The following is a 26703-nucleotide window of genomic DNA, read 5'->3' on the forward strand; positions in this document are numbered from 1 at the left end:
TTTTATACGCATAAAGTCGAGAGTGTCCTCGCATTCTGGAGGCTACGTTGAACTCATTGAATCTCGAACCGAAGAAAACCGCCCTCAGGGGGAGTGAGCTGCAACTGAATCTTCTCGCCGAGAATCTCCCGGCGGTTCTGTTCAAGGCCGCACCAGACGGGTCGATCGTCTACGTCAATCAAAAAGGGATCGAGTACACGGGAAGAACACTTGAGGATCTGCAGCAGAAGGGTTGGATCGATCTGATCCACCCGGATGATTTTGAGGAAACTTCAAGTCATTGGAATCGATTGCTCACAGAAGGCGTTGAATATGACACCGTCCATCGCTTTATGTGCGCCGACGGGCAATACCGATGGTTTCACACCAGCGTTGCCGCTATCCGCGATGACAACGGAAAGACGATCGCGTTTCACGGAATCATGCTTGATACGACCGCCCAGAAAGCGGCGGAACTTGCTCTCCAACAATCTGAGCAACAGATGCAAAGAATAATGGACGCGGTTCCTTCAATCTTGTTTTCGAACGCGCCTGATGGAAAGCTTACATTCACCAACAGGAAGGCACGTGACTACGTTGGAATGACCCTAGATCAGATCCAAGGCTGGGGATGGGTACAAACCATTCACCCCGAGGAGCGGGAATACGTAGTCGAGGAATTTAAGAAGGCACTTGCAAGTGGGAGCCCCTATGGAGTTGAACATCGATGCCGGCGAGCGGACGGGATTTATCGTTGGTATTTGAGTCGTGCAGAACCCCTGCGTGACGAACGTGGGCAGATTCTGCAGTGGTTTGGGGTCGGCATCGACATCGACGAGCGAAAGCGAGCGGAGGATCATTTACGGGAAACCCGTGTCAAACTGGCGCGAGCATCGCGCATCGCCACCGTAGCTGAGTTGTCCGCATCGATCGCTCACGAACTAAACCAGCCTCTCACTGCTGTAATCGCAAACGCGCAGGCAGCTCGGCGCTGGCTATCAAGCAGTCCAAGTAATTTTAGTGAAGCAATGACTTCCATAGAACGAGTGCTGTGCGATGGGCGCGTTGCCGACAAGAGGATGCAGCACATTCGGGCATTGTTCAAACAGCAACCGCTCAGGAAGAAGCACGCCTGGCCATCGCAGATCATCCGCGAAGCGATACGATTTGTTCATGAAGACGCGAACAGAGCTGAAATTCCCATCGATGTACAAATTGCGGGTGATCTTCCGCCAATCTTAGTCGAACAAATTCAAATTCAGGAAGTATTGATCAACCTGATCTCGAACGGTATCGAGGCGATGGAAAGCAACGCCCGGCCGCCTCACCTCATGATAAGAGCCAGCCTCGTGAACGAAGGGGAGGTTCTGATTGAAGTCATAGACAGTGGACCAGGCCTGAAGGACACTGAGAATATTTTTGACGCCTTCATAACTACTAAAGAGAAGGGGATGGGCATAGGTCTGGCCGTGTCCCGATCCATTATTGAAGGGCACGACGGGCAATTATGGGCTGAGAACAATCCAGACTATGGAGCCAAGTTCAGCGTTACTCTTCCCGTCGCAGATAGGCGGCGCGCGACGAGTGCGTGCCTCGAGAGCTGACCAACAGTTGAGCGCCGAGATCTCCTTGGTTCGGCGATTGCAGTCATCGTTGCAGCTTCCCCCGTACAGAATTTGACAAAGTCGAGGGCATTCTCGTATTTTTAAAATGAAAGTCGAGGGTAGCCTCGACTTATGGAGCTACGTTGAACTCATTGAATCTCGACTCAAAAAAAACCGCTCTCGTCATCATCGACCTGCAGAATGCTATCGTCGGCATGAATACTGCGCCCCATCCCGCCGCTCAGATCGTTGAAAACTCAAAGAAACTCGCCGAAGCCTTCCGCGCCAACGGCGCACCGGTTGTATATGTTCGCGTCGACCTGAACGATTTGCTAAAGTTTCCAGTCGACGAGCCGCACAACATGGGTGATAAGCCAATACCCGCTGTAGCCTCGGAGATCGCCGCTTCCGCGGGTTTCCAACCCAACGACATCCTCATCACGAAGCGCCACTGGGGCGCCTTTGCCGGTACAGACCTTGAGCAACAGCTCAAGAGCCGCGGCGTCGACACAGTTGTCCTCACCGGCATCTCCAGTAACGTCGGCGTCGAATCCACCGCCCGCCAGGGCACCGGATTCGGCTTCGCCTTTGTGGTTGTCGAAGATGCCTGCTCTGCGCAGGACGCTGATCAGCACCGCTTCGCCTTCGAGAAGACCTTTCCACGTCTGGCGAGGGTAAGGAAGACCGATGAGGTCATCGCCGCCCTTGCTTAAGGTGTCCAGTGAAATCGGAAGGGGGTATGCATCCCTCGTTTCCACCGTCGAATTGATCCGGCGCTTGGAGGCCTCGTGAGTGTTGACCTGGCAACCGGCGTCGAGCAGGCGATGGAAACTTCTTCAAGGCATCCCGCACACTTCGGCTTTCGTTTCGTCACGCCGCTCGCGCTCGGATCGACGCTGAATCCGATCAATTCGACGATGATTTCAACGGCGCTGGTGGCGATCGCAAGGGACTATCACGCGAGCGTCGCTCAGACCGGATGGCTCATCGCGGGCCTCTATCTAACCAGTGCCATTGCCCAGCCCACGATGGGGCGCCTGGCGGATCTGTTTGGCCCGCGCCGGGTTTACCTTTTCTCGCTCTGTGTCGTGACGCTCGCTGGCATCGCCGGCGCGATCGCTTCGTCATTAGGCATGCTGATCGCAGTCCGTGTTCTGCTCGGAATAGGAACCTCGGGGGCCTATCCGTCTGCGATGCGCATTTTCCGCACGCAGGCGGACCGTATTGGTGCGGACCCGCCGCGTGTCGCCATGGGCTTTATGTCGTTTGCCGGGACCGCAACGACAGCCATCGGGCCTGTGCTTGGCGGGGTTCTGACCGGATACTTCGGATGGCACTCGATCTTCACGGTGAACCTTCCCCTCTCGCTGCTCACCATCCTCCTCGTTCTTCTGTGGGTTCCCAAAGATGAGCAACCCGCCGGCAGTTTTGTGCTCCTGCTGGAGGAACTCGATCTGATTGGCATCGCACTCTTCTCGGCCTTCCTGTTGAGCCTGATGCTGTTCCTGATGAGTCTCGACCATCCCATGTGGCTGGTCTTGCCTGTTGCCGCCGTTTTTGGAGTCGTGCTGGTCATTCACTCCTTGCGCCGAAAGCAGCCATTCATCGATGTGCGCATGCTGGTCCGCAACCGCCCTCTGACCATGACTTATCTGCGTATTGCCGCGATCCTGCTGATCGTTTATTGCATTCTGTACGGCTTTGCTCAATGGCTTGAAGCCGGAGCTGGTTTCAGCAGTTCCAAAGCGGGCCTCGTCACACTGCCGATGTCCCTCCTAGCCGTTGTGGCGTCGCTCGCGGGCGCGCGCACCAAGGGAATCCGAACCCCCTTCATCGTGAGCACCGCAGCAGCCCTGATCGGCTGCTTGTGCCTGTTCCTGATCAACCACGAGACACCTGTGTGGATGATCGCTGCGGCCGTCATGCTCTTCGGCCTGCCGACTGGTCTAGCATCCACCGCAACCCAGGCAGCCGTCTATATCCAGGCGCCGGTGGAGGAGATCGGCACAGCCTCCGGTTTGCAACGAACGGCGACTTATATCGGCGCGATTACCTCAACCAGTCTTCTCGGTCTCATGTACGGTCAGCACGCGACCGACCACGGCCTGCATCGTCTCGCCATAGTCATGGGAATGCTGAGCGCAGTTCTTCTCGTCGGAACTATCGTCGACCGAACGCTTCCGCGCGGTCACATCGGCTAATCGCCCGAAATTACATCCGGTCGCCTGATAGAAGATGTATCTATGGGTACTTCGTGGAAAACACACCAACGAGCGCGGTCCTTTGTTCCCGTCGGAGATTGCGAACGCTCAGCACACTCAATCCGTGTCACAGCCTCGCAGCTGTGCTGGCTTGTTGCCTTAATGATCGTTACCTCTGTCAAGTGTCCATCTTTGTTTGGGCAAACACCGCCATCGGCGAACGTGCAGGTGGGTCACGACTCCTGGACATTCAAAGAGGGAGCGCCCTCAGACGTCACGTGTTTAGCACAGACCAATGACGGGTTCCTATGGCTGGGCGGTCCCAACGGACTATTTCGCTTTGATGGAACGCGATTCGAACCATTCACCTCGCCATTTGGCGATCGGCTCCTCTCGACCAACCTGTACTCCTTGTTCGCACCGCCATCTGGTGGCCTCTGGATCGGTTACACGTTCGGAGGCTTCAGTTTCCTGGATAAGGGGCGAGTGACCAATTATGCGAGCGGGATTGGAAGTGTTAACGGTTTTGCCCAGGATCGGGATGGAATCGTATGGGCAGGCGCATCCAGTGGTCTATGGAGATTCGATCATTCGGGGTGGCAGCATATCGGGGTTGAGTGGAACGCTCCGGCCGGACCCGTTGCACAGGTTGGATTTGATTCAGAGGGAATACTGTGGGCTTTGGTGGGCAGTTGGGAGACTCCGAAGGACCTCATTTACCTCCTGCACGGGACCAGACACTTCAAAACAGCTGAGAGAAATCTGTCAGTCGACGGGTTCACCTGGGAGCCGGATCGAACCGTCCTGACCGCGGAGGTAGCCCCACGTGTGTCCGGTTCCGGCGAAGGTTCTTATGAGAGGCTGCCTGCTTACCCGGTCACCTCCAAAGACTCTCAAATGGTTGATCGAAACAACAGTGTTTGGATCTCACCGGCGGATAAGCCCGTCGTGATGCGCCTTCCAAAAGGCAGCCTGCGTAATGTCCAGAACCAAGCGTCCCCAGCTATTTCTGAAACCTACAACATAAACCCTTTTGCGATGGCAGAGTTGGTGGGTCGTGAAGGAAATATCTGGTTTGGAGACACCAAGGGTATACATCGATTCTTCTACACCCCGTTGATCAGACAGGAATTCCCGAAAGAAACATCGGGGAGTTCGAAACTCGCCCTGGTTGCTGATGACAATGGGGCGGTATGGATCAGTTTCGGCAGTCTTGGCAATAGGTTCAAAGCTGACCTTTATCATGTCCTGGGCGGCAAAGCCGAGCGCCGTCTCCCGCAGATGACATCGTCATTCGCCTACCGCGCACCTGACAAGACGTTCTGGTTCTCCGGGGAACATTGTCTTTGGCATCTTGTCGGAGACGATTTCGTTCGCGTGAATCTTCCCCCGGAAATGGTGAACCAATTTGAATTTCTGCAGACGATTACCGGGGATCAACAAGGAAGAATATGGGTCTCCTTCGGCCGCCACGGTTTGTACCGGTTGGCCGATGGCATTTGGACACCTTACGGTGGCCGCGACGACCTCCCAAAGAAAGCTATATTGCTTGAATTTACTGATAGCTTGGGTCGCGTCTGGTTCGGCTATACGAACAGTCAGCTGGCGGTTTTGGATAGCGATCGGGTCCGTCGATTCGGTCCGAGCGATGATCTTCAAGTGGGCAATATCACGGCGATCTATGGACGAGGATCAGAGATTTGGATTGGGGGTGAATTTGGGCTGGAGCAGTTTGACCACGGACGCTTCCACAAGATCGCCGCTGTGGATGACCAATGGCTGCGCGGAATCTCTGGAATCGTGGAAACGCCCGAGGGAGATTTATGGCTCAACGCGATTTCAGGGATCTTCCATATCCGTAAGGCGGAGATCTCCGAAGCTTTGAAAGACTCTGCGTATCGGATCAAGGGCGAGCACTTCGGCATACGCGAGGGACTTTCAGGGCTTGCCACCCAGTTGCGTCCGTTTCCGACCGCCATCGAGGGCTCCGATGGGCGACTCTGGTTCGCGTTGCGCAACGGAGTGGTGTGGCTCGATCCGGCAGCTCACTCTGAAAAACGGACAGTTCCGGCTCCGATCACCATCCAGTCGGTCTCTGCCGACGACAAATTCTACGCGCCCGATCCTCGTCTCTCATTTCCGGCCCACACGTCGAGCGTGCAGATCAGCTACAACGCTGTGAGCCTCTCCGATCCCGAGGCCATCCGATTCCGCTACAAGCTGCAGGAAACAGACAAAGACTGGCACGAAGCGGCGGCGGCCACTCCCGTTACCTACCGCAACCTTCCTCCCGGTTCCTATCATTTCAGCGTTGAGGCGTCAGACACCAACGGCGTCTGGTCCGGCGCACCCGCAAACTTGGCTTTCACCATACGGCCGGCCTTCTACCAGACCACCTGGTTCCGCTTGTTGTACGTGGCTGCGGCTTGGGCATTCCTTTGGGGGCTGCATCAACTCCGAGTGCGACAATTGCGGCGGGAGGAAAGAAAATTTCACGAAGCCTTTGAGACCATTCCGGCGATGGCGTGGATCGGTGGACCCGGTGATACCATTCAATTTTTGAATCGACGCTGGGTTGAATATACCGGGTTGTCGCAGTTGGAAAATCCGAAGGAAAGCAGGAAAGCTGCTATTCATCCCGACGATTTGGATCGAATTGAGCGACGACTGGCCGCGAGCATTGCCAGTGGTGAGCCGGTCGAGGAGGAGATGCGCTTCCGCCGCACCGACGGGGAGTATCGGTGGTTTTTGAGCCGCAACGTGCCGCTGCGGGACAAGCGAGGAAAGGTCGTGAGATGGTACGGTACGGCGACCGACATTCAAGATCGCAAGCGTGCGGAAGAGCTACAGGCGGACCTTGCACACACAAATCGGGTCAGCACGATGGGAGAACTGGTCGCCTCCATCTCGCATGAACTCGCACAGCCCCTTACGGTCACAACCGCGAATGCCAAGGCATCTTTGCGATGGCTTCAGCGCGACCCGCCCGATATGATGGAGGTGCGCAAAGGGACGGAAAGAATCATCGAAGCGGGCACCCTTGCCTCGGAGATTATCAACCGTCTGCGATCGTTGTACAAAAAGTCCTCTCCCAAACGAGAGTTGGTCGCGATAAATGAGGTCATCGGCGAGATGGTCCTGCTGCTGCGGGGCGAAGCCAACGAGAATGCCGTCTCGATTCATACGGACCCTGCCGCCGATCTTCCTAAAATCACGGCGGACCGGGTGCAACTGCAGCAGGTACTGATGAACCTCATGCTCAATGGTATCGAGGCGATGAAGGAGACCGGCGGAGTGCTCACGGTCAAGACGGGACCAGGCGAGTGCGGTCAAGTGCTGATCTCAGTCAGCGACACCGGAGTAGGATTGCCGGCCGGAAGAGCGGACGAGATCTTCAATGCCTTCGTCACGACGAAACCTCAAGGCAGCGGCATGGGGCTGGCGATCAGCCGTTCCATCGTGGAATCGCATGGTGGCCGTTTGTGGGCCACGTCTAACGACGGACGAGGCGCGACGTTTCATTTCACCCTGCCAGCCGCTCCCGCGAAAACAAACCCTCCCGTGGAGGCCGCGTGATTCGGCATTCAGCAGAGTGGGTACGCGGGCCCGGTCATCGAGTGCTTAGAGATTAGTAACGACAAGTCGCCAGTGTCCACATCCAGTCTGCCTGGACAAAAAACCGGCTATCCGGATACAGGTGTTCCTGAGGGCGTAATAGGAGCCATCCGTTCCGCCCGATTTCGTTAGTTTCGCGTCTCCAGTTTGCTGTCACAGCAAAGGTAAACAGGAACGCTTCGTAGCGATGGGCTTGTAGGATGATCTATATATGTAATCTTGACGGTTACATTTTCGGTGCAATAGCGGTACACTCATCAGCTTTTGTTAATTGCCGTAGACTGCTCTAAACTACGGTCACTCAGCTACTTAGGGCTACGCTCAACTACGCTATCATTTCATTGATTATCATAGACTTACAGGGATATCCGGAAACTCAAAATCCGCCGAGGGCAACTTTGTGGGGTTCGGGGGAAGGGAACTGCGGATCTTGAAATTACAAGCTTCTAAATGGTGGTCAGAGACGGGATCGAACCGCCGACGCCGGCCTTTTCAGGGCCCCCTACCAATGGACCTAAGTGGCTTAGAATCAGCGGACGCGATTGATACGAAAGACGTTAGAGGGGCTTCCATTTAGGATCGTTTGGGATCATTTGGGATGGTTTCCTCCCCAGGTTGTTCCCGTATTGTTCCCGAGCGTCAAAACGCTCTCTGGCTCCACTGTCTTCTATCAACCGCTTTATTGGTCGTATACGTATATATGATCCGTTATTTGTCCTGCGGACTGAGCAATATGTTGAGCCAGCGCCAGACACGATTGCGCGGGTAGCGCGCATCTACTACCTAAGCTGGGATGAGATCGCGGCTTTTGACACTTCCCGGTAAGTTTTTTCGAGACAGCGAATTGACCCAATGTTCAGTGCAGGGCCACTTCGATAGAAATCATGTCAGGGCCTAGAATGTGAATCCTATCTGCAACTCGATTCGTCGATTATTCGCAGACTCGGAAAGCTAAAGAGCATCTCCCAGCACACCTCTTGCTCGGCAGTGATGCTGTGCAGTATGCCGCTTTGCCGAGGAAAAGCGGGAATCAGACGACAAGGCATGGCACAACATCAGCGTCTCAACCGACGCGGAGGATGTAAAAGGATTGCCCGATTTGAAGTTCTGAAATTTGTTCTGGCGTGGCTGTGGAGATCTGTGGCCAGCGTTCTAGCTATAGATGTCACGCAATTCCCTTATGACGGGCAACTATCAAACGCAGACGCGCCCGGTCTCCTAAACCGCTTATCAATCAGCGGCGATTCGCCGCTGATTGATAATTTTCTCTATAGGAATATGCTGTCATAAGGTCGCATGGATTACCTCCGGATTGCCCACAATCCGGAAACCATCTCGCCCTGCGACCTCGGAGCGAGATGTCTTACTGCGACGACTTGTAAGGATCCGCGTATGGCCTTCTTGCGGCATGGCTTCGAAGAACCTGGAGATATACAGGACATTCATCTTGTCATCGACACCATCCCTACGTTGGCATGGTCGGCTGGTCCAGACGGCTCCGTAGACTTCGTCAATCAGCGCTGGCTGGCCTATACGGGTCTATCTGCAAAGCAAGCTTTGGGCTCGGGATACGAGGTTGCGATTCATCCAGACGACCTGAACGAACTCGTGGATTACTGGCGACGCGTTGTAGCTTCTGGCCAGCCAGGTGAGATCGAAGGGCGTTGGCGCCGATCCGACGGAGTATACCGCTGGTTTCTGTTTCGTGCGACTCCGTCTTTAGACGAAAACGGCAGAGTTGTGAAATGGTACGGAACAAATACCGATATCGAGGAGCGCAAAAAAGCAGAACAAGTCCTAGCAGTTCAGAATACTCGACTCCAGCTGCTGCTCCAACTGACGAAGCGAGTTACATCGAACCTTGAGCTTCGGGAAGTGCTGCGTTCAATTTCAGCCAACGTTCGAAGCGTCATGCATGCCGATGCCGCGGGTGTTGCATTTTTCGATGAGGTATCGGATAAGAGCCGGATTTATGCGGTCGATTTTCCCGATGCGAAAGGATTCGTCAGGGAAGAGATTGTGGCCACGCCAGGGCTCGCCTTCAAACGAGCTTGGGTAAGCTCTAAACCGGCAATCATCACCGCGAACGATCCCGAGGAACTCGGGCCGGAAATGTATGGATTGGTAGTTGCAGAGGGCTTGAACAGCCACTGCATGATACCGCTGGTGAGTCGTGGTCGGACCGTCGGTGTCCTCATAGTTGCACGCAAGCTCGAGGGTTCGTTTACGCGCGAAGATATCGACTTTCTCAGCGAGGCATCGGGCCAGATAGCCATCGTCATTGAAAATTCCTTGGCCTACGGCGAGATTTTCGAACTGAAAGAGAAACTGGCGCAAGTCGTCGACACCATCCCTACGTTGGCATGGTCCGCTGGTCCAGACGGCTCCGCAGACTTCTTCAATCAGCGCTGGCTGGACTATACGGGTCTATCTGCAAAGCAAGCTTTGGGCTCGGGATGGGAGGTTGCGATTCATCCAGACGACCTGCCACGAATTCTGGAAACGTTCCGGGAAGCTTTGAATTCTGTAAAGCCGTACGAAGTGGAGGGCCGCTTCCGCCGCTTCGACGGCGAATTTCGCTGGTTTCTCTTTCGCGGTAGCCCTCTGCGCGACCGATCGGGGAAAGTCGCGAAGTGGTACGGAACAAATACCGATCTTGAGGAGCGCAAGCGTGCCGAAGATGCCCTGCGCGCGAGCGAAGCATCCTTGCTCGAGGCCCAACGGCTAACCCGCACCTGCAGTTGGAAACATGAAGTCTTATCAGGGAAGGTGACAGTCTCCGCGGAAGGGCTTGCAATGTATGGCATTGAACCCGAAGATGACGCATCGTCGGTTGATTTCTATCACAGGAGGAAGCATCCCAAAGATCGGCCCGAGGTCGAACAAGCTTACGCGGCGGCTTTGCTTGGAAAAACTGATTTTGAGGCAGATTTTCGGATTGTTCGTCCAGACGGAACCATCAAAAACATCTGCAGTATCGGCCATCCCATCCTAGACGAACGCGGCGACGTCGTGGAATTTGTTGGGGCCTCAATCGACGTCACCGAACACCACCGCGCGCGAGCCGACCTGGAGAAGGCGTTTGAAGAGATTAAGCGTCTGAAAGATCAACTGCACGACGAAAACGTAGTGCTCAGGGAGCAGATCGACGAAGCGTTCATGTTCGAAGAGATTGTCGGCACCTCGTCGGCGTTGCAGGGAGTGCTTTCTCGGCTAATGAAAGTTGCTCCCACCGATTCTAGCGTTCTTGTTATTGGAGAGACTGGAACTGGTAAGGAACTGGTCGCCCGCGCCATCCATAAGCGATCTCGCCGGTCGCAACGCGCCTTTGTGAGCGTGAACTGCGCAGCTCTTACCCCATCGCTGATTTCATCCGAACTCTTTGGCCACGAAAAAGGCGCGTTCACCGGGGCGATGCAGCGCCGCCTCGGTCGATTTGAACTGGCGAACGGAGGAACCATTTTCCTCGACGAAATCGGCGAGGTGCCGCTGGACACCCAGGTTGCACTCCTGAGGGTGTTACAAGAACGTGAATGCGAACGCGTCGGCGGCACGCAACCGGTTAAAATCGATGTCCGCGTCATAGCGGCCACTAATCGCGATCTGGAAGCCGCCATTGCAAACGGGACATTTCGCTCGGACCTCTACTACAGGCTGAACGTATTCCCAATCCAGGTTCCCCCGCTTCGCGAACGGCAAGACGACGTTCTGATGCTGCTGGAACACTTTGTCCATCGATTTGCCCAAAAGATGGGCAAGCACTTTAAGAAGATCGATAAGCGAACGGTCGAACTCTTTCGGTCCTATCCCTGGCCGGGCAATATTCGCGAACTGCAAAATGTTGTTGAGAGGTCGGTCATTGTGAGTTCTGATGGCGTGTTCTGCGTGGATGCCGCTTGGTTGTCCAGGGATTCCCTTCGAGTCAGCTCGCCGCAACAAACTGAGCCCGCAGACACCGATGAGGACGCCAGTCGTGAACGGCACATCATTGAGGAGGCACTCGCTGGCAGTCGAGGGCGAGTGTCTGGCCCGAACGGGGCCGCGGCGAAGCTCCGAGTACCACCTTCGACCCTGGAGCAGCGCATTAAGAAATTAAGGATACGCAAAAGCCACTTCAAACTCAGCTAAGCTTTTTCCGAGGACTGGTAAAATCGCAATTTTCGCCAATTTCACCAAATCCACACACAGCTGTCCGCCCTTCCTCTTCTGTCTTTTCAATCTCTTGCGAATGGCCCACCTCTTGCACCTGGAGTTGCTGAGAGAGACGTTACGTACCGTCTCGAAACCGACGACTGAATTAGGTTCTCGGATCTCAGAAAGGTGTGATCAACAATGGAACGAATAACGAGAGATAACTCAGCAGTATGCCTGATTGACCATCAGGTCGGCCTATTGCTTGGAGTCCGTGATATCACGATCAACGAATTGAAACACAACGTGCTCGGTCTCGCCAAGGCGGCGAAAATTCTCGGGATGCCCATCATCGCGTCTACCACAGCCAAAGATGTCTTGTGGGGGCCGACGTTTCCTGAGCTCGTTGCTGTGCTAGATACAAAAAGGTCTCCCATTATTGAGCGAATGACGATGAACGCATGGGATAACCCGGATTTCGTAAAGGCGGTTGAAGCTACGGGCCGGACGCATCTCTTGTTTGCGGGCGTTACTCTTCAAGTCTGTGCGGCGCTTCCTGCTTACTCGGCTTTGGCCGCCGGCTATAAGTCCTATGTCGTGATCGATGCATCAGGGGTGCTCAGCGCACCCAATCGCCAGGTAGGTATCGCCAGAATTCAACAGGCAGGTGTAATCCCAGTCGACTATTTCTCAATCGTGTGCGAGATCATGGCAACCAACGCTGATCCATACGCCAACGAGGTATATGCGGCGCTCGACCAGGACTTCGCCACCGTGATCGGACAGTTCTCTGAAGCCATGACCGGCAAAACGAAATAGCGAATACGCGACCGCAGACGCGCCAATGGCGTATCCAATAGCTCTGAGCATCGGCTTTCCGGCTTCCCTCGCAAAAGAATTGCCGCAGGCGGCCCGGACTGCCAGTAACGGCCGAGGATAGCTATCCCGTTGCTACAGTTCCTATGCGTCGCAGGGATAGCCTCTTGCCCGCTGGGCCTGCAGATCGTCGGTCATCGAGGACACGACAACGAAGTCATCGAGGCCGCGATTGAGATCGAAAGGTGCAACGCAGAATCAAACAATCTCAAGGACGACAAAGATGAACGAGACAAGAACAAAAGAAAACCAGACCCCGTATAGCGCATGGTTGCAGACCGAAATTCTACACACGCTTCAGCAAACGGTGAGCGACCATCCCGGCGAGTATGCCTTCATGATCAACGTTCAGGTCCAAGAACTCTATTGGGCGCTGATAGTAAGGGAAATGCAGGCAGCTCAGGCCTGTCTTCGCGAGGACAATCTGGTGGAGGCTCACGAAGCCTTGCTCAGAGTGGTGGATCACCACGAACCCCTGAACGCGACTTGGCGGTCTCTATCTTGGATCACCCCGTCGGACATGATGCCGATTTTGGCGGCGGTCCGAGCTACATACGGTCAAGACACGGCTCTTCAGGGATGGACCTATCGGCACATGGTCTACCTGTTCGGCATCAAGCAAGAACAGCACCTGGAGCATTTCGAGCCGCAACCACATCGATTCGAACAGCTTCAGAAGGCCCTGAACGAGCCCAGCCTGTACGACGATGTGCTGTCGTTCTTATCAAGGAGAGGATTTAAAATTCCCGCGGAAGTGCTTAGGCGCGACCCGTCCAAAACCTATGCTCCCGACCCGCAGGTCGAAAAGGCGTGGGCCGCGGCCTACGAAACCGACCCGCCGGTCAAAATGCTCGGCGAGACCATGGCCGACATCGCCGAGGAATTTACAACCTGGAAGTATCGTCATCTCATGGCGACACGTCGCACAATCGGAAATAGATCGGCGTATTTCGGTACCCCGGCTGTGTCTTGGCTGCTGCCGACGCTGGAAGACATTCCCTTTCCTGAACTCTTTTCGGCCCGCACCTTCATCGGCGACCAACCGCCAGTTTGTCCTCACGCGAAATCATAGTCGTACCGGCAGAGCAAAATCGCGGGCGAAGCTATTTTGAGTTCGCGGAGGTCGCGCGCAGCTCGGATTGAGGGGAGCTGCGGCATGCACAGAACAAGGAGAACATTCATGAAGTCAAAGTCTACTGTTCTTGTCGGACTCGCCGTAGTCCTGGGCGTGTCATACGCGATTGCGTCCCGCCAAGGTGCGGTTAACAAGCCGGACGACAGCGACTGGTTGTACGTCGACCACGACCCGGCGGGAACCCGCTACTCGTACCTTAAGCAGATCAATACGAAGAATGTTTCGCAAATGGCCAAGGTCTGTGTCTACACATTCCCCGATAAAGAGCCATCGCAGACCGCGCCCATCGTGTCTGCGGGCGTCATGTATTTGACGACTGCCCACTACACCGTCGCGGTGGATGGCTCCGACTGCCACGTTGTTTGGACAAGCAAGTGGTCGCCACGCGATAACGAAACGTTCAACACGCACCGCGGCGCAGCACTCGCTGGCGGAAAGATCATTCGCGGCACGGGTGATAGCTTCCTGCTGGCGCTCGATGCAAAAGACGGGCACACGCTTTGGAGCAGGCAGATCGCGAATCCAAAGGAGGGCTACTTCATCAGCATGCCGCCGCTGGTTCACGGCGATCTGGTCTACATCGGACCGGCAGGCGCTGAGTTTGCCTCGAAAGGTTGGGTTGGGGCGTTCCGAATCAGCGATGGATCGCAAGCGTGGCGATTCAACATCGTGCCCGACGATGGCGAGCCTGGCGCAAACACATGGGGGACAGATCCAACAGCGCGCGAACACGGCGGCGGAAATCTCTGGACTCCCATGACCTTTGACGAGGAGAAGAACCTGCTCTACGTCCCCGGCGGAAACGCCGCTCCCGATATTTACGACGAAGGCCGGCCCGGGCCCAACCTGTACACGAACTCGCTGATCGCATTGGATGCCATGACCGGCCACTTGGCGTGGTACCGACAGTTCATCCCGCACGATATGCACGACTATGATGTCACGCACGTTGGCCCAATGTTCAAAGCGAAGATCAGCGGCTCGACAAAGAACGTTGTCGCCAGCACGGGCAAGGACGGAATGTTGCGGCTGTTGGACCGTGATTCGACTGAGATCTTGTACAGTGTTCCGTTCACCAACCGGGTCAACGCTGAAGCCCCTGTCACGACGACTCCTGTGCGTGTTTGCCCCACAAGTCTCGGTGGGCAGGAGTGGAACGGCTCTGCATACGACATCAAACTAAACTTGCTAGTGGCTCCTGCTACTGACTGGTGCGCAGAGTTCAAGAAGGATACGGAGCGCCCGGATCCGGAGAAGGAACACACGCACGGCTGGTACTTTGGCGGTGAAACGAAGCTCGATCCGTGGTCAGCCGCGCGTGGACGACTCACTGCGTTCGATGCTTCCACCGGCAAAGAGAAGTGGCGTTACGATGCCGCGAAACCGCTGGCGGCCGGTGTCACGGCGACCGAAGGCGATCTGATTTTCACCGGTGAATTGACTGGTGACCTACTGGCGTTGGACGCCAGGACCGGCAAGGTACTGCTGCGGAGCGCGCTCGGTGGCCCGGCCGGTGGCGGCGTGGTCACCTACAATGCCCGCGGCGTGCAAAACGTGGCGATCGTCTCGGGCTTTTTGGGGGTATACAACTCGATCGCTCCCGAGATCGGCGGCGGAAATCCCAGCGTCACAATCTTCCGCCTCCCTGGGAAATGAGGTCGCTGGTGCTCGCAACCACCCGAACCGCTTTGAAATAGCGATTCAGAATTCTAAGGAGAACAAGAAACGTGGCAAGTCAACTCATTCGAGACGCTGCCAGGGATCATCTACTCACGCCGAAGAACTTGGCGATTCTGATCATCGATTATTAGCCAGTGCAGGTGAATTCGATTGCCTCCATGGATCGGCAGGGCAACGGACCTCACCCGGTCGTGATGAACATCCACGGCGGCTTCTGGCGCAACGAGTACGATCTCACGCATGCGGGTCACCTGTGCGCAGCGTTGACCGCCAAAGGTGTGGTCACCTGGAATCTGGAATACCGTCGCGTCGGAGATGAAGGCGGCGGCCGGCCCGGAACATTTTCCGACATCACCAACGGCTATCGTTTCATCGCGCAGCTACAGAAACGGTACCACCTCGACGCCGAAACGGTCGTGTGATGGGCCATTCCGCCGGCGCCAGTTGGCACTCTGTCTAGCCGACCACCAGGCGTCGGTCAAGCATGCGATCTCTCTGGCTGGAGTGGTGGACCTGCGACGCGCCTGGGATCTGCACCTGGGCACCAACGCCGTGGTTGAATTTCTGGGTGGTCCACCAGACCAGGTCCCCGAGCATTACTACGAGGCCGATCCGACCCACCTTGAGGTCAAAGCCGAACAGTGGTTATTTCACGGCATGGAAGACGACGTTGTGCCGCCTCGATTCAGCTCGGACGATTGCGACCAGAAGAAACGGAAGAGAGGAAACGTTCACCTGGTCGAAATGGCGAAGGCGGGACACTTCGAGTTGATCGATCCGCGTGCCACCGCCTGGCCTCAAATCGAGCAGACTGTGTTGCGCCTGTTCGCCTGATGCGACGGGACCACGGGCCGCCTTAGACCACCTTCCGCAGAACCAGCGCGGAGTTCTTTGTTGAATGCTGATAGCAAACTTGGTGAAATGCGATGCAAAAAAGTCCGAAGACCTGCTGCGACTTCCGAATCCCAAACAGTGTACTCAGCTTGCTCTGGGTTATAGCTCTATTACTCCCTGCTGCTTTCGGGCAGGCAAATGACTCGCATCAGACAACGGTGGCTGACTTCGAGCGTCCGGTCTATGTACCGCTTGATAGAAGCGAAGAGGATTGGAGTTTTCTGAAGGACCCAGAATTGCGCACAGATCCTTGGGACCCACTAAAGTACGTTGCTTTGCGTAACGCTCCAGGTTGGTACGTTACGCTGGCTGGAGAAGAACGCTCCTTTTATGAACACTATCGCAATTACAACTGGGGTGCCGGCCCGCAAGACGGCAATGGATACTATCTCAATCGTTTTCTTGGCAGCGCTGATTTTCACCTGGGCTCCTCAACACGCTTCTTCTTCGAGCTAAAGAGCGGTCTTGAATTCGGACGGGCTGGTGGCCCGAGGCCAGTTCAAGACGAGGACAAGCTGGATATAAATCAGCTATTCATAGAATTCCACCCGCCGTCACACGGCGATCGTCCGCGCGCAAGCCTCAAGATTGGACGACAAGATCTTCAGTACGGCGAAGGAACCTTGTTGGATGTGCGCGATCTGAATGTGCGTCAATCGTTCGACGGAATCAAACTGATCCTGAGGCCGAAGGACTGGCAGGTAGATCTATTCGCTATGCGCCCGGCGTTAAGCAATCCGGGGCTCTTCGATGATTACCCGGATCATACACAGACGCTTTGGGGTGTTTACGGCACCAGCTCGAAGCACCTGCCCGGATTCATCCGCCAGTTGGATGCCTATTACTTGGGTCTTGATCGAAAAATCGCGCGATTTGCTCGGGGGAGCGAAAGAGATCAACGGCATACCGTAGGGTCTCTGATATACGGGGGGAAGGGCAATTTCTCCTACGTGGGGGAAGTCGATCTTCAATTTGGCAAATTCGGCAGCGGCAACATTCTCGCCTGGAAATATGCCCAGTCTCTCTCTTACTCATTCTCCCATCTCAAATTTCGACCGGTTCCAAGTTTGCTTTTTGGAATTTCAAGCGGAGATACGAATCCCGCTAATCCCGATCTTCAGACTTTCCATCCATTGTTCCCAAAGGGCCTTTATTACGGCTTCATCGATGACAGTGGTTCTCTGAATGCTATCGTTTTGCACGGAAAAATCGCTTTGCAGATTTCAAAGAAAGTCTCGTTAGCCCCAGATATTTTCTTCTTTTGGCGGCAGCGTACGACTGACGGCCTGTACTCTCACCCTGGAGTTCTGTTACGAAGCGGCTTGGCTTCTGGAAAGCAATACGTCGGAGCCCTGCAAGATATTTCGATTACTTGGACAGTTGATCATCACACGACAGTTCAGTTGCTGGGCGCGTACTACGAGGCCGGAGCCTTTCTGCGAGAAACTTCTCCGCCGGGAAGGAATACGGCGTATGTATCTGGAAAAGTGATTTACAGGTTCTGATAGTTCTTGCGGCGAATCGCACGTGGTCCCCTGCCGTCTGCCCAAGGGCTCAGCAATAAAAATCCGGCTACTCCGTTGATTTCAGTTAAAAAGATCGATAAGAACGGTCGAACTATTTCGATCCTATCCCAGGCCGGGCAATATTCGCGAACTGCAAAATGTTGTTGAGAGGTCGGTCATTGTGAGTTCTGATGGCACGTTTTGCGTGGATGCAGCTTGTTTGTCCAGGGATTCCCGTCGAGTCAGCTTGCCGCAACAACCTGAGCCCGCAGACGCCGATGAGGACGCCAGTCGTGAACGGGGCCGCGGCGAGGCTCGGAGTACCACCTTCGACCTTGGAGCACCGCATTAAGAAATTAAGCATTCGTAAAAGCCACTTCAAACTCAGCTAGGCCTTTTCCGAGGACTGGTGAAATCGCAATTTTCGCCAATTTCACCAAATCCACACACAGCTTTCCGCCCTCCCTCTTCTGTCTTTTCAACCTCTTGCGAATGGCCCACCTCTTGCACCTGGAGTTGCTGAGAGAGACATTACCTACCGTCTCGAAACCGACGACTCAAGTATGTTCTCGGATCTCAGAGTTGTGATCAACATGCTCACTAGCATCCAGGATGTGCCGCCTGCGCCGCCGGGCACGCGAATCGCATACAGTCGTGGCGAATTTCAGTTCGGCGAGCTGCGCGTGCCGTCGGGGAGCGGTTTGCATCCAGTGGCCATCGTGATCCATGGCGGCTACTGGCGCGCGCGTTACGACTTGACGGAAACCAGGCATCTCTGCCAAGCGGTAACCCGGCACGGACTGGCGACGTGGAGCCTGGAATCCCGCCGCATTGGAAATCCAGGTGGAGGACGGCCGGGGACGCTCGACGAGGTGCGAACGGGCGCGGCGCGTTTGGAAAAGATTGCAGCGGAGCGATCACTCGATCTGAAACGCGTGGTGGCGACCGGGCACCCGCGGGAGGACACCTGGTGCTTTGGCTGGCGAAACAGAGCGCGATTGCGCTGAGGGGCCTAGTGGCGCTCGCTCCGGTGAAAACGTCCCGACCGCAGCGAAATCGTTCAAGAACTGTGTGGCACGTTCCTGACAGTATCTACCCATGCTCACGAGTCCAAACTCGAACACGGGCGCTCTTGATAGCTTCAGGTCCCAGGCTTGTGAGCGTAAGAAGGCAGGAAGACGGCCTTCACTTGCAAAAAGGAGGATCTGTCATGCGGCGCGATGGATTGTCTCTTGCGTATAGAAGCCCCTATCTCTTTCGTTTGCAGCCAACGTTCGGGGAGATGCGTGCCCGTCTCGAGGAACGCCTAGCTGAGCGTACGCGAATTGCCCAAGACCTACACGGTACCGTGGTGCAAGGCATTGTCAGCGTAGCCATGCAGCTAGATGTTGCAGTGGACCAGTTACCCGCGAATTCGCCCGCTAAGCTGCGATTAAGCCGTGTTCTCGAATTGGTGAGACACGTCATGGAAGAGGGCCGCAACGCGGTTCGAGGACTCCGCTCATCTAATTCAGACTCCGATTCAGACTCCGACGATCTAGGTCAGGCATTTTCCCGAATCCCGCAAGATCTGGGCATCGAAGTGCAAATTGATTTTCGGGTCATTGTGTTCGGTTCGGCCCGAAAACTGCACCCGCTCATTCGCGACGAGGTCTATCACATCGGCCGGGAACTCTTGGTGAATGCATTCCGCCACTCCCGAGCCAGCTGCATCGAAGTCGAGCTTGAGTATGCCCCCAAACGCTTCAGGATGATCGTCTGCGACGACGGTTGCGGGATCGATCCTCAAGTGCTGCGTGCGGGACGCGAGGGACATTGGGGGCTCCCGAGTATGGGCGAACGGGCGGAAAGAATTGGCGCCAGACTCAGAGTTTGGAGCCGCGCCGCGGCTGGAACAGAAGTCGCGCTGTCCGTCCCTAATTCCATCGCCTTCGAATCCCGAATAATCGAGAAATTAGCAGGGTGTTAGGAAAATTCATCGGAAGTCTTCCGGTCGGAAGCGCAGATTGCCACGGCCCTCTCGAGATGGCGTCCGAGTGAACGGGCAACCCTGAAGTAATCCCAAGGTAAGGGTTGCCGACATCCATGTAAGTCATCTGTCAAGGGAAGGCACGGGTGTCCCGGGCACGCTCGCGAGAGCGTGCAAGTCATGCTATCCAGGATGTTCAGTACGCAAAATATGCCTCTCGGCATCGGTTCCTGCACTCGGCAGAACCAGACATCCATTTGCTGTCTCAGGCTCTGAAGAGCCATCACAGAAGATTGAGTTTGTGTTCTCTGCCAGTCCCGAAACAATTCGTAGAGAGCCTCGGGAGGGTGATCTCCTTCGCTCAGTCGGCAATCGGCAGGACCTGGCAGTCTGCGCATTTTGTTCATCCTGTTTCTTTCGGCAACACTTATGCTGCCGCAGTCCTGCGTTCTTCAGCAGGTGTAAAGTCTCTCTGCTGCCGATCCACGGCAAGCAGATACGCGACCATCTTCCGGGCTACGGCAAGTGTCGCCCGATTGCCATTTCCTTTCTGCTTTTCCCGGTCGTAGATCACGGCTAGCTCATGACTCTGTCTCGGAGCCAGTTTCGCAGCTTCTACCAGCACACGCTGGATATGTTTGTTGCGCTGTTTCGACAGCGGCATGCGCATCATCTTGTCCGCCGAGCTTCGTTCGTCTCCGCAGAGTCCGCAATAACTGATCGCGTTCTTGATCGTGCGGAAGCGCGAAACATCGCCGATCTCCAGCGCCCATGTCAGTGCCGTGATCGGACCCACGCCAGGAACCGTTCGGAGCCTCTTGATCCTATCGGCCAGCATCGGATCGCGCTGAAGAGAACTGACCAGAGCGTACTCGGTCTTCTGACAGCGCTCGATCGTCTCCCGACTCAACTTCAGCAGTGGCCGTATGCTCGGATGAACCTCCTCGTGCCCGGAGACCAGTTCACGGAAATAACTCACCTTGTGCAGCCGCTGCTTGTTGTACTCCACTCCTGTCTCCATCAGCAGTCCAGAGACACGGTTCTTCATCTGTACCATCTGCCGCACCAGCAGATGCCGGTACCTCAAGGTGCGCCTTCGATCCCGTATCGCTGCAGGCATCATGTGGCACTCCGGGAGGAAGTCGCAGCGCAGGCAGTCGGCGAGCTTGCTGGCATCGATCCGATCGTTCTTTTTCTTGGCCGCTGCAATGGCTCGCAGCATCACGGGTGAGCCACCTTGATCTGGGTGGCGTGCGGAAGCAGATGATCGTAGATCCAGCCGCTGAAGATCGTCGCTTCCATCGCTACGGTCCAGGGCCGGGGTAGAGTCTTCATCCAACAGTCCAGCTCGCGTCGGGTTGATCCAACCTTGCCTTCCTGTTGTATCCGGCCACTCACGTCCTTCACGCAGTAGCTGATCGTCTTCTTGTGTACGTCCAGTCCGATGTAATACATATGTCCTCGAGGAGCCTCCGTGGTTGTTCTCTGAATCAGCGTCACCGCTGAGTTCAGCCTATGCAACACCACGTGCTCCCCAATGACTTAACATTCAAACAATGCGCCCAGAACACAACGACACAACGAACCCCCAGATTCCGATTCAATGAGCGCATCACCCTGTTCTCAAGAGTTGCCGTATCACTCCAAGAGCGCTATACCTTTCTCGCAACAACTGATGTTGAGTTTAGACGCTGAGCACCGGAAACGGCGAGTCGCGCACCATGGCGTAGGTCAAGTCTCGCATACGGCCATGAGCGCCGGGCTGGATGGCTTCTTCCGATCATCAGCACGTCGGAATCCGACGCCAGAGCGGCTTCAAGCAACGCCTCTTTGACTGAACCCAAATGCAATGCGGACTGGAGTATCCGTACCAACCATCTTCCGGAGATCGGCGATGCGCCGTTTCGCCTGCTGCCTTTCGGCGGAATGGGGATGTTGGAAGCGCTTGCAGGTTGGGTGACGCCTTGGCGTTTGTCACCTTCGACCTTGGAGCACCGCATTAAGAAATTAAGGATTCGTAAAAGCCACTTCAAACTCAGCTAACTGGTGAAATCGCAATTTTCGCCAATTTCACCAAATCCACAGGCAGCTTTCCGCCCTTCCTCTTCGTGTTTTCAGTCTCTTGCGAATGGTCCAACTCTTGCACCTGGAGTTGCTGAGAGAGACGTTACCTACCGTCTCGAAGCCGACGACTCAAGTACGTTCTCGGATCTCAGAAAGGTGTGAACAGCATGCTCACTAGCATCCTGGGCGCACGACTAAGCTGGCACTTTGCCAACGGCTGGGTCTTCGAACCTGCCATCGTCGGGCCCGACATCGTCGACTACACCCTGAAAGAGGGGCCACACGCTGGACGGCATGCCATCCAGCACTTCTACTTCCAGCGGGTAGCTCCGGGAGTCGAGACCAGCGGTCTGGTACGAGGAAAGTGGCGCGCTCGTCCATATTACTTGGTATTTAGAGACACCAACGACGCACCGCTTCGCTGCTCTTCCTGCCTGGCTGGCCGAAGATATGACCGTTTATCGGGGTGACAACCAAGACCCCGCGTTCCTCGAAAAAATCAGAAAGCTTACTTCAACGAAACAGGATTGGCCCCGGCACATCCTGAACGATGAGGGCTATTTCAAGGTGATCTGATCGTCCCCTGTCGGGAGGCTTGGCAAGTCGATCTCTAATTTTTGTGACATCTCCATCGGCAAAGTAAAGGCCGTAATTATTGCTGAACATGCAAACAAAACTGAATATGCCACGGAAAGTGGCAGGGAGCCTTCAATGAACTTCGAATCACGTAATCCGGCGACGGGAGAACTGCTTGGCACTTATCCCGAGCACAACAAGGCAGAGATCGAGGTACGCTTGCAGCGCGCTTGGGACGGCTGGCGGCGCTGGTCCCGCACTCCACTGCAGGAGCGAATTGCCTTCCTCACTCGGCTCGCCGAGCTGCTGGAAGAGCGGGTCGAGACCTATGCCAGCCTAATCACCGCCGAGATGGGCAAGCCGCTGGCGGACTCCATCTTCGAGATCAAGAAATCCGCCTGGGCCGCGCGGCACCTCGCCGAAGCGGGGGAAGCTTATCTCAAGCCACAGCCCATCCCCGGCATACCGGCGCAGATCGTATATGAATCGGTAGGGCCGATCTTCTCCGTTCAGCCGTGGAACGTACCCTTCTGGCAGGTGCTCCGCTTCTTCAACACCACGGCCCTTGTCGGCAATACCGCGATCATCAAGCACGCCGAAACGGTCCAAGGCTGCGCCGAGGCGCTGGAGACCCTGGTGCGCGACGCCGGTGGCCCCGAAGGACTCTATGTCAACCTTACAATCCCGGTTGACGCGTGTGCGGCCGTCATCGCCGATCCGCGTGTGCGGGCCGCCACCGTCACCGGCAGCGTCCGCGCCGGCCGCGCCGTAGCGGAGGAAGCGGCCCGAGTTGGCAAGAGAGTGGTGCTGGAACTCGGCGGTTCCGATCCATTCATCGTTCTGGAGGACGCCGATCTTGCGAAAGCCGTGCAGCTCGGCATAGCGTCGCGCTTCTTCAACAACAGTGAGGGTTGCATTTGCGCCAAGCGCTTTCTGGTGGCGGAGTCTCTGTTCGACGACTTCACCAAGGCGTTTGTCGAACAATCCAAGGCGCTCCCAATGGGCGATCCCATGACGGAAGGCATCAAGCTCGGCCCACTGGCCAGCTCCGGAGCCCGCAAGAACCTCCATCGCCAGGTGCTCGACGCGGTAAAGGCTGGAGCACGCATTCTCACTGGCGGTGAGATCCCCGCCGGCCCCGGCAATTTCTACCCAGCGACTGTGCTTGTTGGGCTGCCGCCCGAGGCGGCGATCGCCAAGGAAGAATTCTTTGGTCCCGTGGCTATGCTCTTCCCCTTCAAGACCGAGGACGAGGCGATTCGCCTCGCCAACATCACTGACTTCGGTCTCAGCGCTGCGGTCTGGAGTCGCGACCTCGTCAGGGCCCGTCGCGTTGCCGGCGAGATCGAGTCTGGAATGGTATTTATCAATGACTTCACCCACACCGATCCCCGCGCACCGTTCGGAGGCTTCAAGGCTTCAGGGTATGGGCGCGAACTGGGCGCTCCCGGCGCACGGGAACTTACCAACCCAAAACTGATCTGGCAGGGTGCCTGAACAACAGTACGCACCGAGTACCAATTGAGACGCTCGACATCGACCCGGTGAATGATCCGTCGCGAGCATTAAGCCGACCAACTGGCAAGGTTCTGAGATGAATAAAAGGAGATCATGACATGGCAACAGAGATACGTTTTGATGGACGCGTCGCAATCGTGACTGGGGCTGGTCGTGCGCTCGGGCGGGCGCACGCGATGCTGCTCGCCGAGCGTGGAGCGAAGGTCGTCGTCAACGACTTCGGCGGCGGGCCGGATGGAGCGGGCGGCGATACCTCGGTGGCGCAGGCCGTCGTTGCCGAGATCGTCGCTCGAGGCGGCGAAGCGGTAGCCAACACGGGCGACGTTTCGAAACAGTTCGACGCCCAGGCCATGGTGGCCGCGGCAATCGACAACTACGGCCGCGTTGACATCGTGATCAACAACGCCGGCATCATGACCGTCAACGACTTCGCGTCGATGTCTCTTGATGCGCTCCGGCGGCAGCTTGAGGTGCATGTCGTCGGAGCCTTCAACGTCACTCAGCAGGCGTGGCCGCATTTCGTCGATCAACAATACGGCCGCGTGGTGATGACCATTTCGACGGGCGTCTTCGGTACGGCCGAGACTGTCCACTACTCCAGCGCGAAGGCCGGCGTGATCGGCCTGACGCGCAGTCTCGCGGTGGCTGGCAAGGATCACGGGATCATGGTGAACGCGCTCTCCCCGAGCGCCTATTCGCGTTTGTTCAGCGATCCTGGGCTGCGCGCGTTTGCCACACCGCCAGCGGGCACAGCGACGGAAGGACGCGGTGAGCCCGAAACAGTGGTGCCCGTCGCCGCGTTCCTGGCCCACGAGTCGTGTCCGGTGACCGGCGAGATGTTCTCATCCACCGGCACCAACGTAGGCCGGATCATCCTCGCCGCAACCCCTGGTCATACACAGGAGAACATGACCCTGGAGGCCATCCGCGACAACTGGGAGGCGATCTACGCTGTCGAGGACCTGGCGTTTCCTGCCAGTACCCGGGAGGCCTTGGATCTGAGGCGCAAGTGGAGCCTTTGAACACCAGCTCTGGGCAGTCTGAGCCTGCCTACGAGGAGGCCCACGTTCTCGGACAATCGGCTAACCGTGCGGATTCGCAGCAGCCATGCCGGAGCGTGCAGCGACAATCGGCGGGCTGCTCAAGATTGCGAGTAGTGCCACTGGAGGTACGGAGGTCCAGCTATACGGCCTTCGGTCGCGTGAAAAGTAGCGTAGGTCGTTACTACAGAATCTCAACTGAGGAGGAAAGTTCGATGAGCAAAAACACAACGCAGATTAAAGCCGCCGTCGTGCGCGAGAAAGGCGGGACTTTTAACATCGAAACCCTAACTTTGGAAGCTCCGCGCCGAGACGAAGTATTGGTCAAGGTCGTCGCCACCGGTTTGTGCCACACAGATATGGTTGCCCGTGACAAGGGCTACCCGGTGCCACAGCCAATCGTGCTTGGCCACGAAGGCGCAGGAATCGTTGAGAGCGTGGGAGCGGATGTTGTCAAAGTCGCGCCCGGCGATTCCGTGGTGCTCACGTTCTTGACATGCGGACGTTGTAAGCCTTGTCGCTTGGGAAGGATGGCACATTGCGAGAAGACGTTCCCGCTCTGCTTCGGTGGAACGCGGTTGGACGGCAGCACTGCTACATTCGACGACCATGGCGAGAAAGTTCACGATCACTTTTTCGGGCAATCATCGTTTGCGACATACGCACTCGCTAATGAACGCAACGTGGTCAAGGTCAGCCGTGACCTACCGCTCGAACTCCTCGGTCCGCTCGGCTGCGGTATTCAGACCGGAGCCGGGGCCGTAATGAATGCGCTGAACGTGAGACCGGGTACAAGTTTCGCTTCCTTCGGCGTGGGCGCAGTTGGATGCTCAGCGATCATGGCAGCACGGGCTGTTGGAGCAACAACCATCGTCGCCATAGACATCGTGCCCTCGCGTCTGGAAATGGCAAAGGAACTTGGCGCGACGCATGCTATTAACAGTAAACAGACAAATCCAGTTGAGGCGATCCGAGATATTACTGGTGGCGGAGTCGACTATTCGCTAGAGGCCTCCGGGGACCCCAAAGCGTTGCATCAGGCGATAGAAGCACTCGGATCTCTCGGCACGTGCGGCATCGTCGGAGCAGAGCCATTAGGTACAGAGGTGAGCTTTGACGTGAACACCCTGATGATACAAGGCAAGGGGATACGCGGCATTCTTGAGGGTGAGAGCGTTCCTGACATTTTTATCCCTCAGCTCATCGAACTGAACGCGCAGGGGCGCTTCCCGTTCGAGAAACTGACGAAGTTTTACAGCCTCGATCAAATCAATCAAGCTGCGCAAGACAGTGAAAAAGGGGACACAATCAAACCCATTATTCGACTATCACCAGCGTGAGCTGATCAGCGAAATGGAGTCGATTCAAAAACACAGGATAGCCTCAATTGCATTGTCCCGACTAACAGATCGCTCCCAGCGGGGAACGCAAAAAGAAAGGAACGCACTATGGAAGCACGCCTTAATGCTCAGCAAGCATCTCCAGCGGCTTACGCGGCCATGGTCGGTTTGGAGATGTTTGTTCGAAAAGCATCCAAACTCGAACCATCGCTTGTCGAACTCGTGAAGATGCGCGCCTCGCAGATCAATGGATGTGCCTACTGTATTGATATGCACTCCAAAGACGCCCGTAGCCAGGGCGAGACGGAACAGCGTCTGTATGCGCTTACCTCATGGCGAGAGACACCATTCTTCACCGCACGAGAGCGCGCGGCTCTAGCATGGACCGAGGCTCTGACCCTAATTACGGAGGGCCATGTGCCGGATGACGTATATGAGTTAGCGAAGCAGAGTTTCTCGGATGAGGAACTCGTGAATCTCACGCTAGCTGTCATCACTATCAACGGTTGGAACCGTCTCGCGATTTCATTTCGATCGGTACCTGGAGCCTACCAGCCAAGAATGCGTAACCGGTGA

General features: G+C 56.0%; 22 protein-coding genes. 20 read left to right on the forward strand and 2 right to left on the reverse strand.

The window, feature by feature from the left end; translation table 11 throughout:
- Window positions 1-47 precede the first annotated feature (47 nt).
- The 14 genes from BDD14_RS28680 to BDD14_RS28750 all read left to right on the forward strand — a co-directional run bounded on the left by BDD14_RS28680 (window position 48) and on the right by BDD14_RS28750 (window position 19589).
- Window positions 48-1583, forward strand: a complete 1536-nt coding sequence (locus tag BDD14_RS28680) for a PAS domain-containing sensor histidine kinase (protein ID WP_165420374.1) — start codon at window positions 48-50, stop codon at window positions 1581-1583.
- Between the two features lie 143 nt (window positions 1584-1726).
- Window positions 1727-2296 (forward strand): hydrolase, encoded by a 570-nt coding sequence (locus BDD14_RS28685; protein ID WP_035352679.1) that lies wholly within the window; start codon window positions 1727-1729, stop codon window positions 2294-2296.
- 75 nt (window positions 2297-2371) lie between these two features.
- Window positions 2372-3784: an MFS transporter gene (locus BDD14_RS28690; protein ID WP_130424604.1), complete on the forward strand. Its 1413-nt coding sequence runs from the start codon at window positions 2372-2374 to the stop codon at window positions 3782-3784.
- Between the two features lie 192 nt (window positions 3785-3976).
- Entirely contained in the window at window positions 3977-7360 is a 3384-nt protein-coding gene (locus tag BDD14_RS28695; protein WP_165420375.1) for a sensor histidine kinase, read from the forward strand.
- Between the two features lie 1431 nt (window positions 7361-8791).
- Complete coding sequence (locus BDD14_RS28705; RefSeq protein ID WP_165420376.1) at window positions 8792-11527, forward strand: sigma 54-interacting transcriptional regulator; 2736 nt, start codon at window positions 8792-8794, stop codon at window positions 11525-11527.
- A gap of 204 nt (window positions 11528-11731) precedes the next feature.
- Window positions 11732-12349: an isochorismatase family protein gene (locus BDD14_RS28710; RefSeq protein ID WP_130424610.1), complete on the forward strand. Its 618-nt coding sequence runs from the start codon at window positions 11732-11734 to the stop codon at window positions 12347-12349.
- A gap of 280 nt (window positions 12350-12629) precedes the next feature.
- A complete protein-coding gene (locus BDD14_RS28715; RefSeq protein ID WP_130424612.1) occupies window positions 12630-13478 on the forward strand; it encodes a tryptophan 2,3-dioxygenase in 849 nt (282 codons plus the stop codon).
- A gap of 108 nt (window positions 13479-13586) precedes the next feature.
- On the forward strand, window positions 13587-15197 hold the full coding sequence (locus BDD14_RS28720) for a pyrroloquinoline quinone-dependent dehydrogenase (protein WP_130424614.1): 1611 nt from the start codon (window positions 13587-13589) through the stop codon (window positions 15195-15197).
- A 182-nt stretch (window positions 15198-15379) separates the two neighbouring features.
- Window positions 15380-15643 carry an alpha/beta hydrolase gene (locus BDD14_RS28730; protein WP_165420377.1) on the forward strand — a complete coding sequence of 88 codons (264 nt, stop codon included), beginning with the start codon at window positions 15380-15382 and terminating at the stop codon, window positions 15641-15643.
- 22 nt (window positions 15644-15665) lie between these two features.
- Window positions 15666-16055 carry an alpha/beta hydrolase family protein gene (locus tag BDD14_RS28735; protein ID WP_130424618.1) on the forward strand — a complete coding sequence of 130 codons (390 nt, stop codon included), beginning with the start codon at window positions 15666-15668 and terminating at the stop codon, window positions 16053-16055.
- A 218-nt stretch (window positions 16056-16273) separates the two neighbouring features.
- A complete protein-coding gene (locus BDD14_RS28740) occupies window positions 16274-17620 on the forward strand; it encodes an alginate export family protein (protein WP_165420378.1) in 1347 nt (448 codons plus the stop codon).
- 97 nt (window positions 17621-17717) lie between these two features.
- Window positions 17718-17972 (forward strand): AAA-type ATPase lid domain-containing protein, encoded by a 255-nt coding sequence (locus BDD14_RS35085; RefSeq protein ID WP_479724028.1) that lies wholly within the window; start codon window positions 17718-17720, stop codon window positions 17970-17972.
- Window positions 17973-18213: 241 nt separating this feature from the next.
- Entirely contained in the window at window positions 18214-18627 is a 414-nt protein-coding gene (locus tag BDD14_RS28745) for an alpha/beta hydrolase family protein (RefSeq protein WP_130424622.1), read from the forward strand.
- Window positions 18628-18830: 203 nt separating this feature from the next.
- Window positions 18831-19589: a sensor histidine kinase gene (locus BDD14_RS28750; protein WP_130424624.1), complete on the forward strand. Its 759-nt coding sequence runs from the start codon at window positions 18831-18833 to the stop codon at window positions 19587-19589.
- A 427-nt stretch (window positions 19590-20016) separates the two neighbouring features.
- Here the strand turns inward: BDD14_RS28750 and BDD14_RS28755 are convergent, their stop codons facing one another.
- Both BDD14_RS28755 and BDD14_RS32655 read right to left on the reverse strand, forming a co-directional pair.
- Entirely contained in the window at window positions 20017-20811 is a 795-nt protein-coding gene (locus BDD14_RS28755; protein WP_242618364.1) for a transposase, read from the reverse strand.
- Complete coding sequence (locus tag BDD14_RS32655; protein ID WP_207231927.1) at window positions 20811-21113, reverse strand: hypothetical protein; 303 nt, start codon at window positions 21111-21113, stop codon at window positions 20811-20813. The genes BDD14_RS28755 and BDD14_RS32655 overlap by 1 nt, the downstream gene beginning before the upstream one ends.
- A 306-nt stretch (window positions 21114-21419) precedes the next feature.
- Between BDD14_RS32655 and BDD14_RS28760 the strand changes: the two genes are divergently transcribed.
- From BDD14_RS28760 to BDD14_RS28785, 6 genes are all read left to right on the forward strand, one after another.
- Window positions 21420-21632 (forward strand): hypothetical protein, encoded by a 213-nt coding sequence (locus BDD14_RS28760; protein WP_130424626.1) that lies wholly within the window; start codon window positions 21420-21422, stop codon window positions 21630-21632.
- Window positions 21633-21820: 188 nt separating this feature from the next.
- A complete protein-coding gene (locus tag BDD14_RS28765; protein ID WP_130424628.1) occupies window positions 21821-22123 on the forward strand; it encodes a hypothetical protein in 303 nt (100 codons plus the stop codon).
- A gap of 241 nt (window positions 22124-22364) precedes the next feature.
- Window positions 22365-23726 carry an NAD-dependent succinate-semialdehyde dehydrogenase gene (locus BDD14_RS28770; protein WP_130424630.1) on the forward strand — a complete coding sequence of 454 codons (1362 nt, stop codon included), beginning with the start codon at window positions 22365-22367 and terminating at the stop codon, window positions 23724-23726.
- A gap of 119 nt (window positions 23727-23845) precedes the next feature.
- Window positions 23846-24769 (forward strand): SDR family NAD(P)-dependent oxidoreductase, encoded by a 924-nt coding sequence (locus BDD14_RS28775; protein ID WP_130424632.1) that lies wholly within the window; start codon window positions 23846-23848, stop codon window positions 24767-24769.
- Window positions 24770-25002: 233 nt separating this feature from the next.
- On the forward strand, window positions 25003-26127 hold the full coding sequence (locus tag BDD14_RS28780; protein ID WP_130424635.1) for an NAD(P)-dependent alcohol dehydrogenase: 1125 nt from the start codon (window positions 25003-25005) through the stop codon (window positions 26125-26127).
- Window positions 26128-26235: 108 nt separating this feature from the next.
- Complete coding sequence (locus BDD14_RS28785; RefSeq protein ID WP_130424637.1) at window positions 26236-26703, forward strand: carboxymuconolactone decarboxylase family protein; 468 nt, start codon at window positions 26236-26238, stop codon at window positions 26701-26703.

It is taken from the genome of Edaphobacter modestus (genome assembly GCF_004217555.1).
Lineage (GTDB): Bacteria > Acidobacteriota > Terriglobia > Terriglobales > Acidobacteriaceae > Edaphobacter > Edaphobacter modestus.

Coding starts and splice junctions, on each gene's coding strand:
- BDD14_RS28730 (WP_165420377.1), top strand. CDS start 15,380: ATGGATCGGCAGGGCAACGGACCTCACCCGGTCGTGATGAACATCCAC.
- BDD14_RS28745 (WP_130424622.1), top strand. CDS start 18,214: ATGCTCACTAGCATCCAGGATGTGCCGCCTGCGCCGCCGGGCACGCGA.
- BDD14_RS28770 (WP_130424630.1), top strand. CDS start 22,365: ATGAACTTCGAATCACGTAATCCGGCGACGGGAGAACTGCTTGGCACT.
- BDD14_RS28710 (WP_130424610.1), top strand. CDS start 11,732: ATGGAACGAATAACGAGAGATAACTCAGCAGTATGCCTGATTGACCAT.
- BDD14_RS28720 (WP_130424614.1), top strand. CDS start 13,587: ATGAAGTCAAAGTCTACTGTTCTTGTCGGACTCGCCGTAGTCCTGGGC.
- BDD14_RS28750 (WP_130424624.1), top strand. CDS start 18,831: ATGCGGCGCGATGGATTGTCTCTTGCGTATAGAAGCCCCTATCTCTTT.
- BDD14_RS28755 (WP_242618364.1), bottom strand. CDS start 20,811: ATGCTGCGAGCCATTGCAGCGGCCAAGAAAAAGAACGATCGGATCGAT.
- BDD14_RS28705 (WP_165420376.1), top strand. CDS start 8,792: ATGGCCTTCTTGCGGCATGGCTTCGAAGAACCTGGAGATATACAGGAC.
- BDD14_RS28765 (WP_130424628.1), top strand. CDS start 21,821: ATGCTCACTAGCATCCTGGGCGCACGACTAAGCTGGCACTTTGCCAAC.
- BDD14_RS28780 (WP_130424635.1), top strand. CDS start 25,003: ATGAGCAAAAACACAACGCAGATTAAAGCCGCCGTCGTGCGCGAGAAA.
- BDD14_RS28785 (WP_130424637.1), top strand. CDS start 26,236: ATGGAAGCACGCCTTAATGCTCAGCAAGCATCTCCAGCGGCTTACGCG.
- BDD14_RS28775 (WP_130424632.1), top strand. CDS start 23,846: ATGGCAACAGAGATACGTTTTGATGGACGCGTCGCAATCGTGACTGGG.
- BDD14_RS28715 (WP_130424612.1), top strand. CDS start 12,630: ATGAACGAGACAAGAACAAAAGAAAACCAGACCCCGTATAGCGCATGG.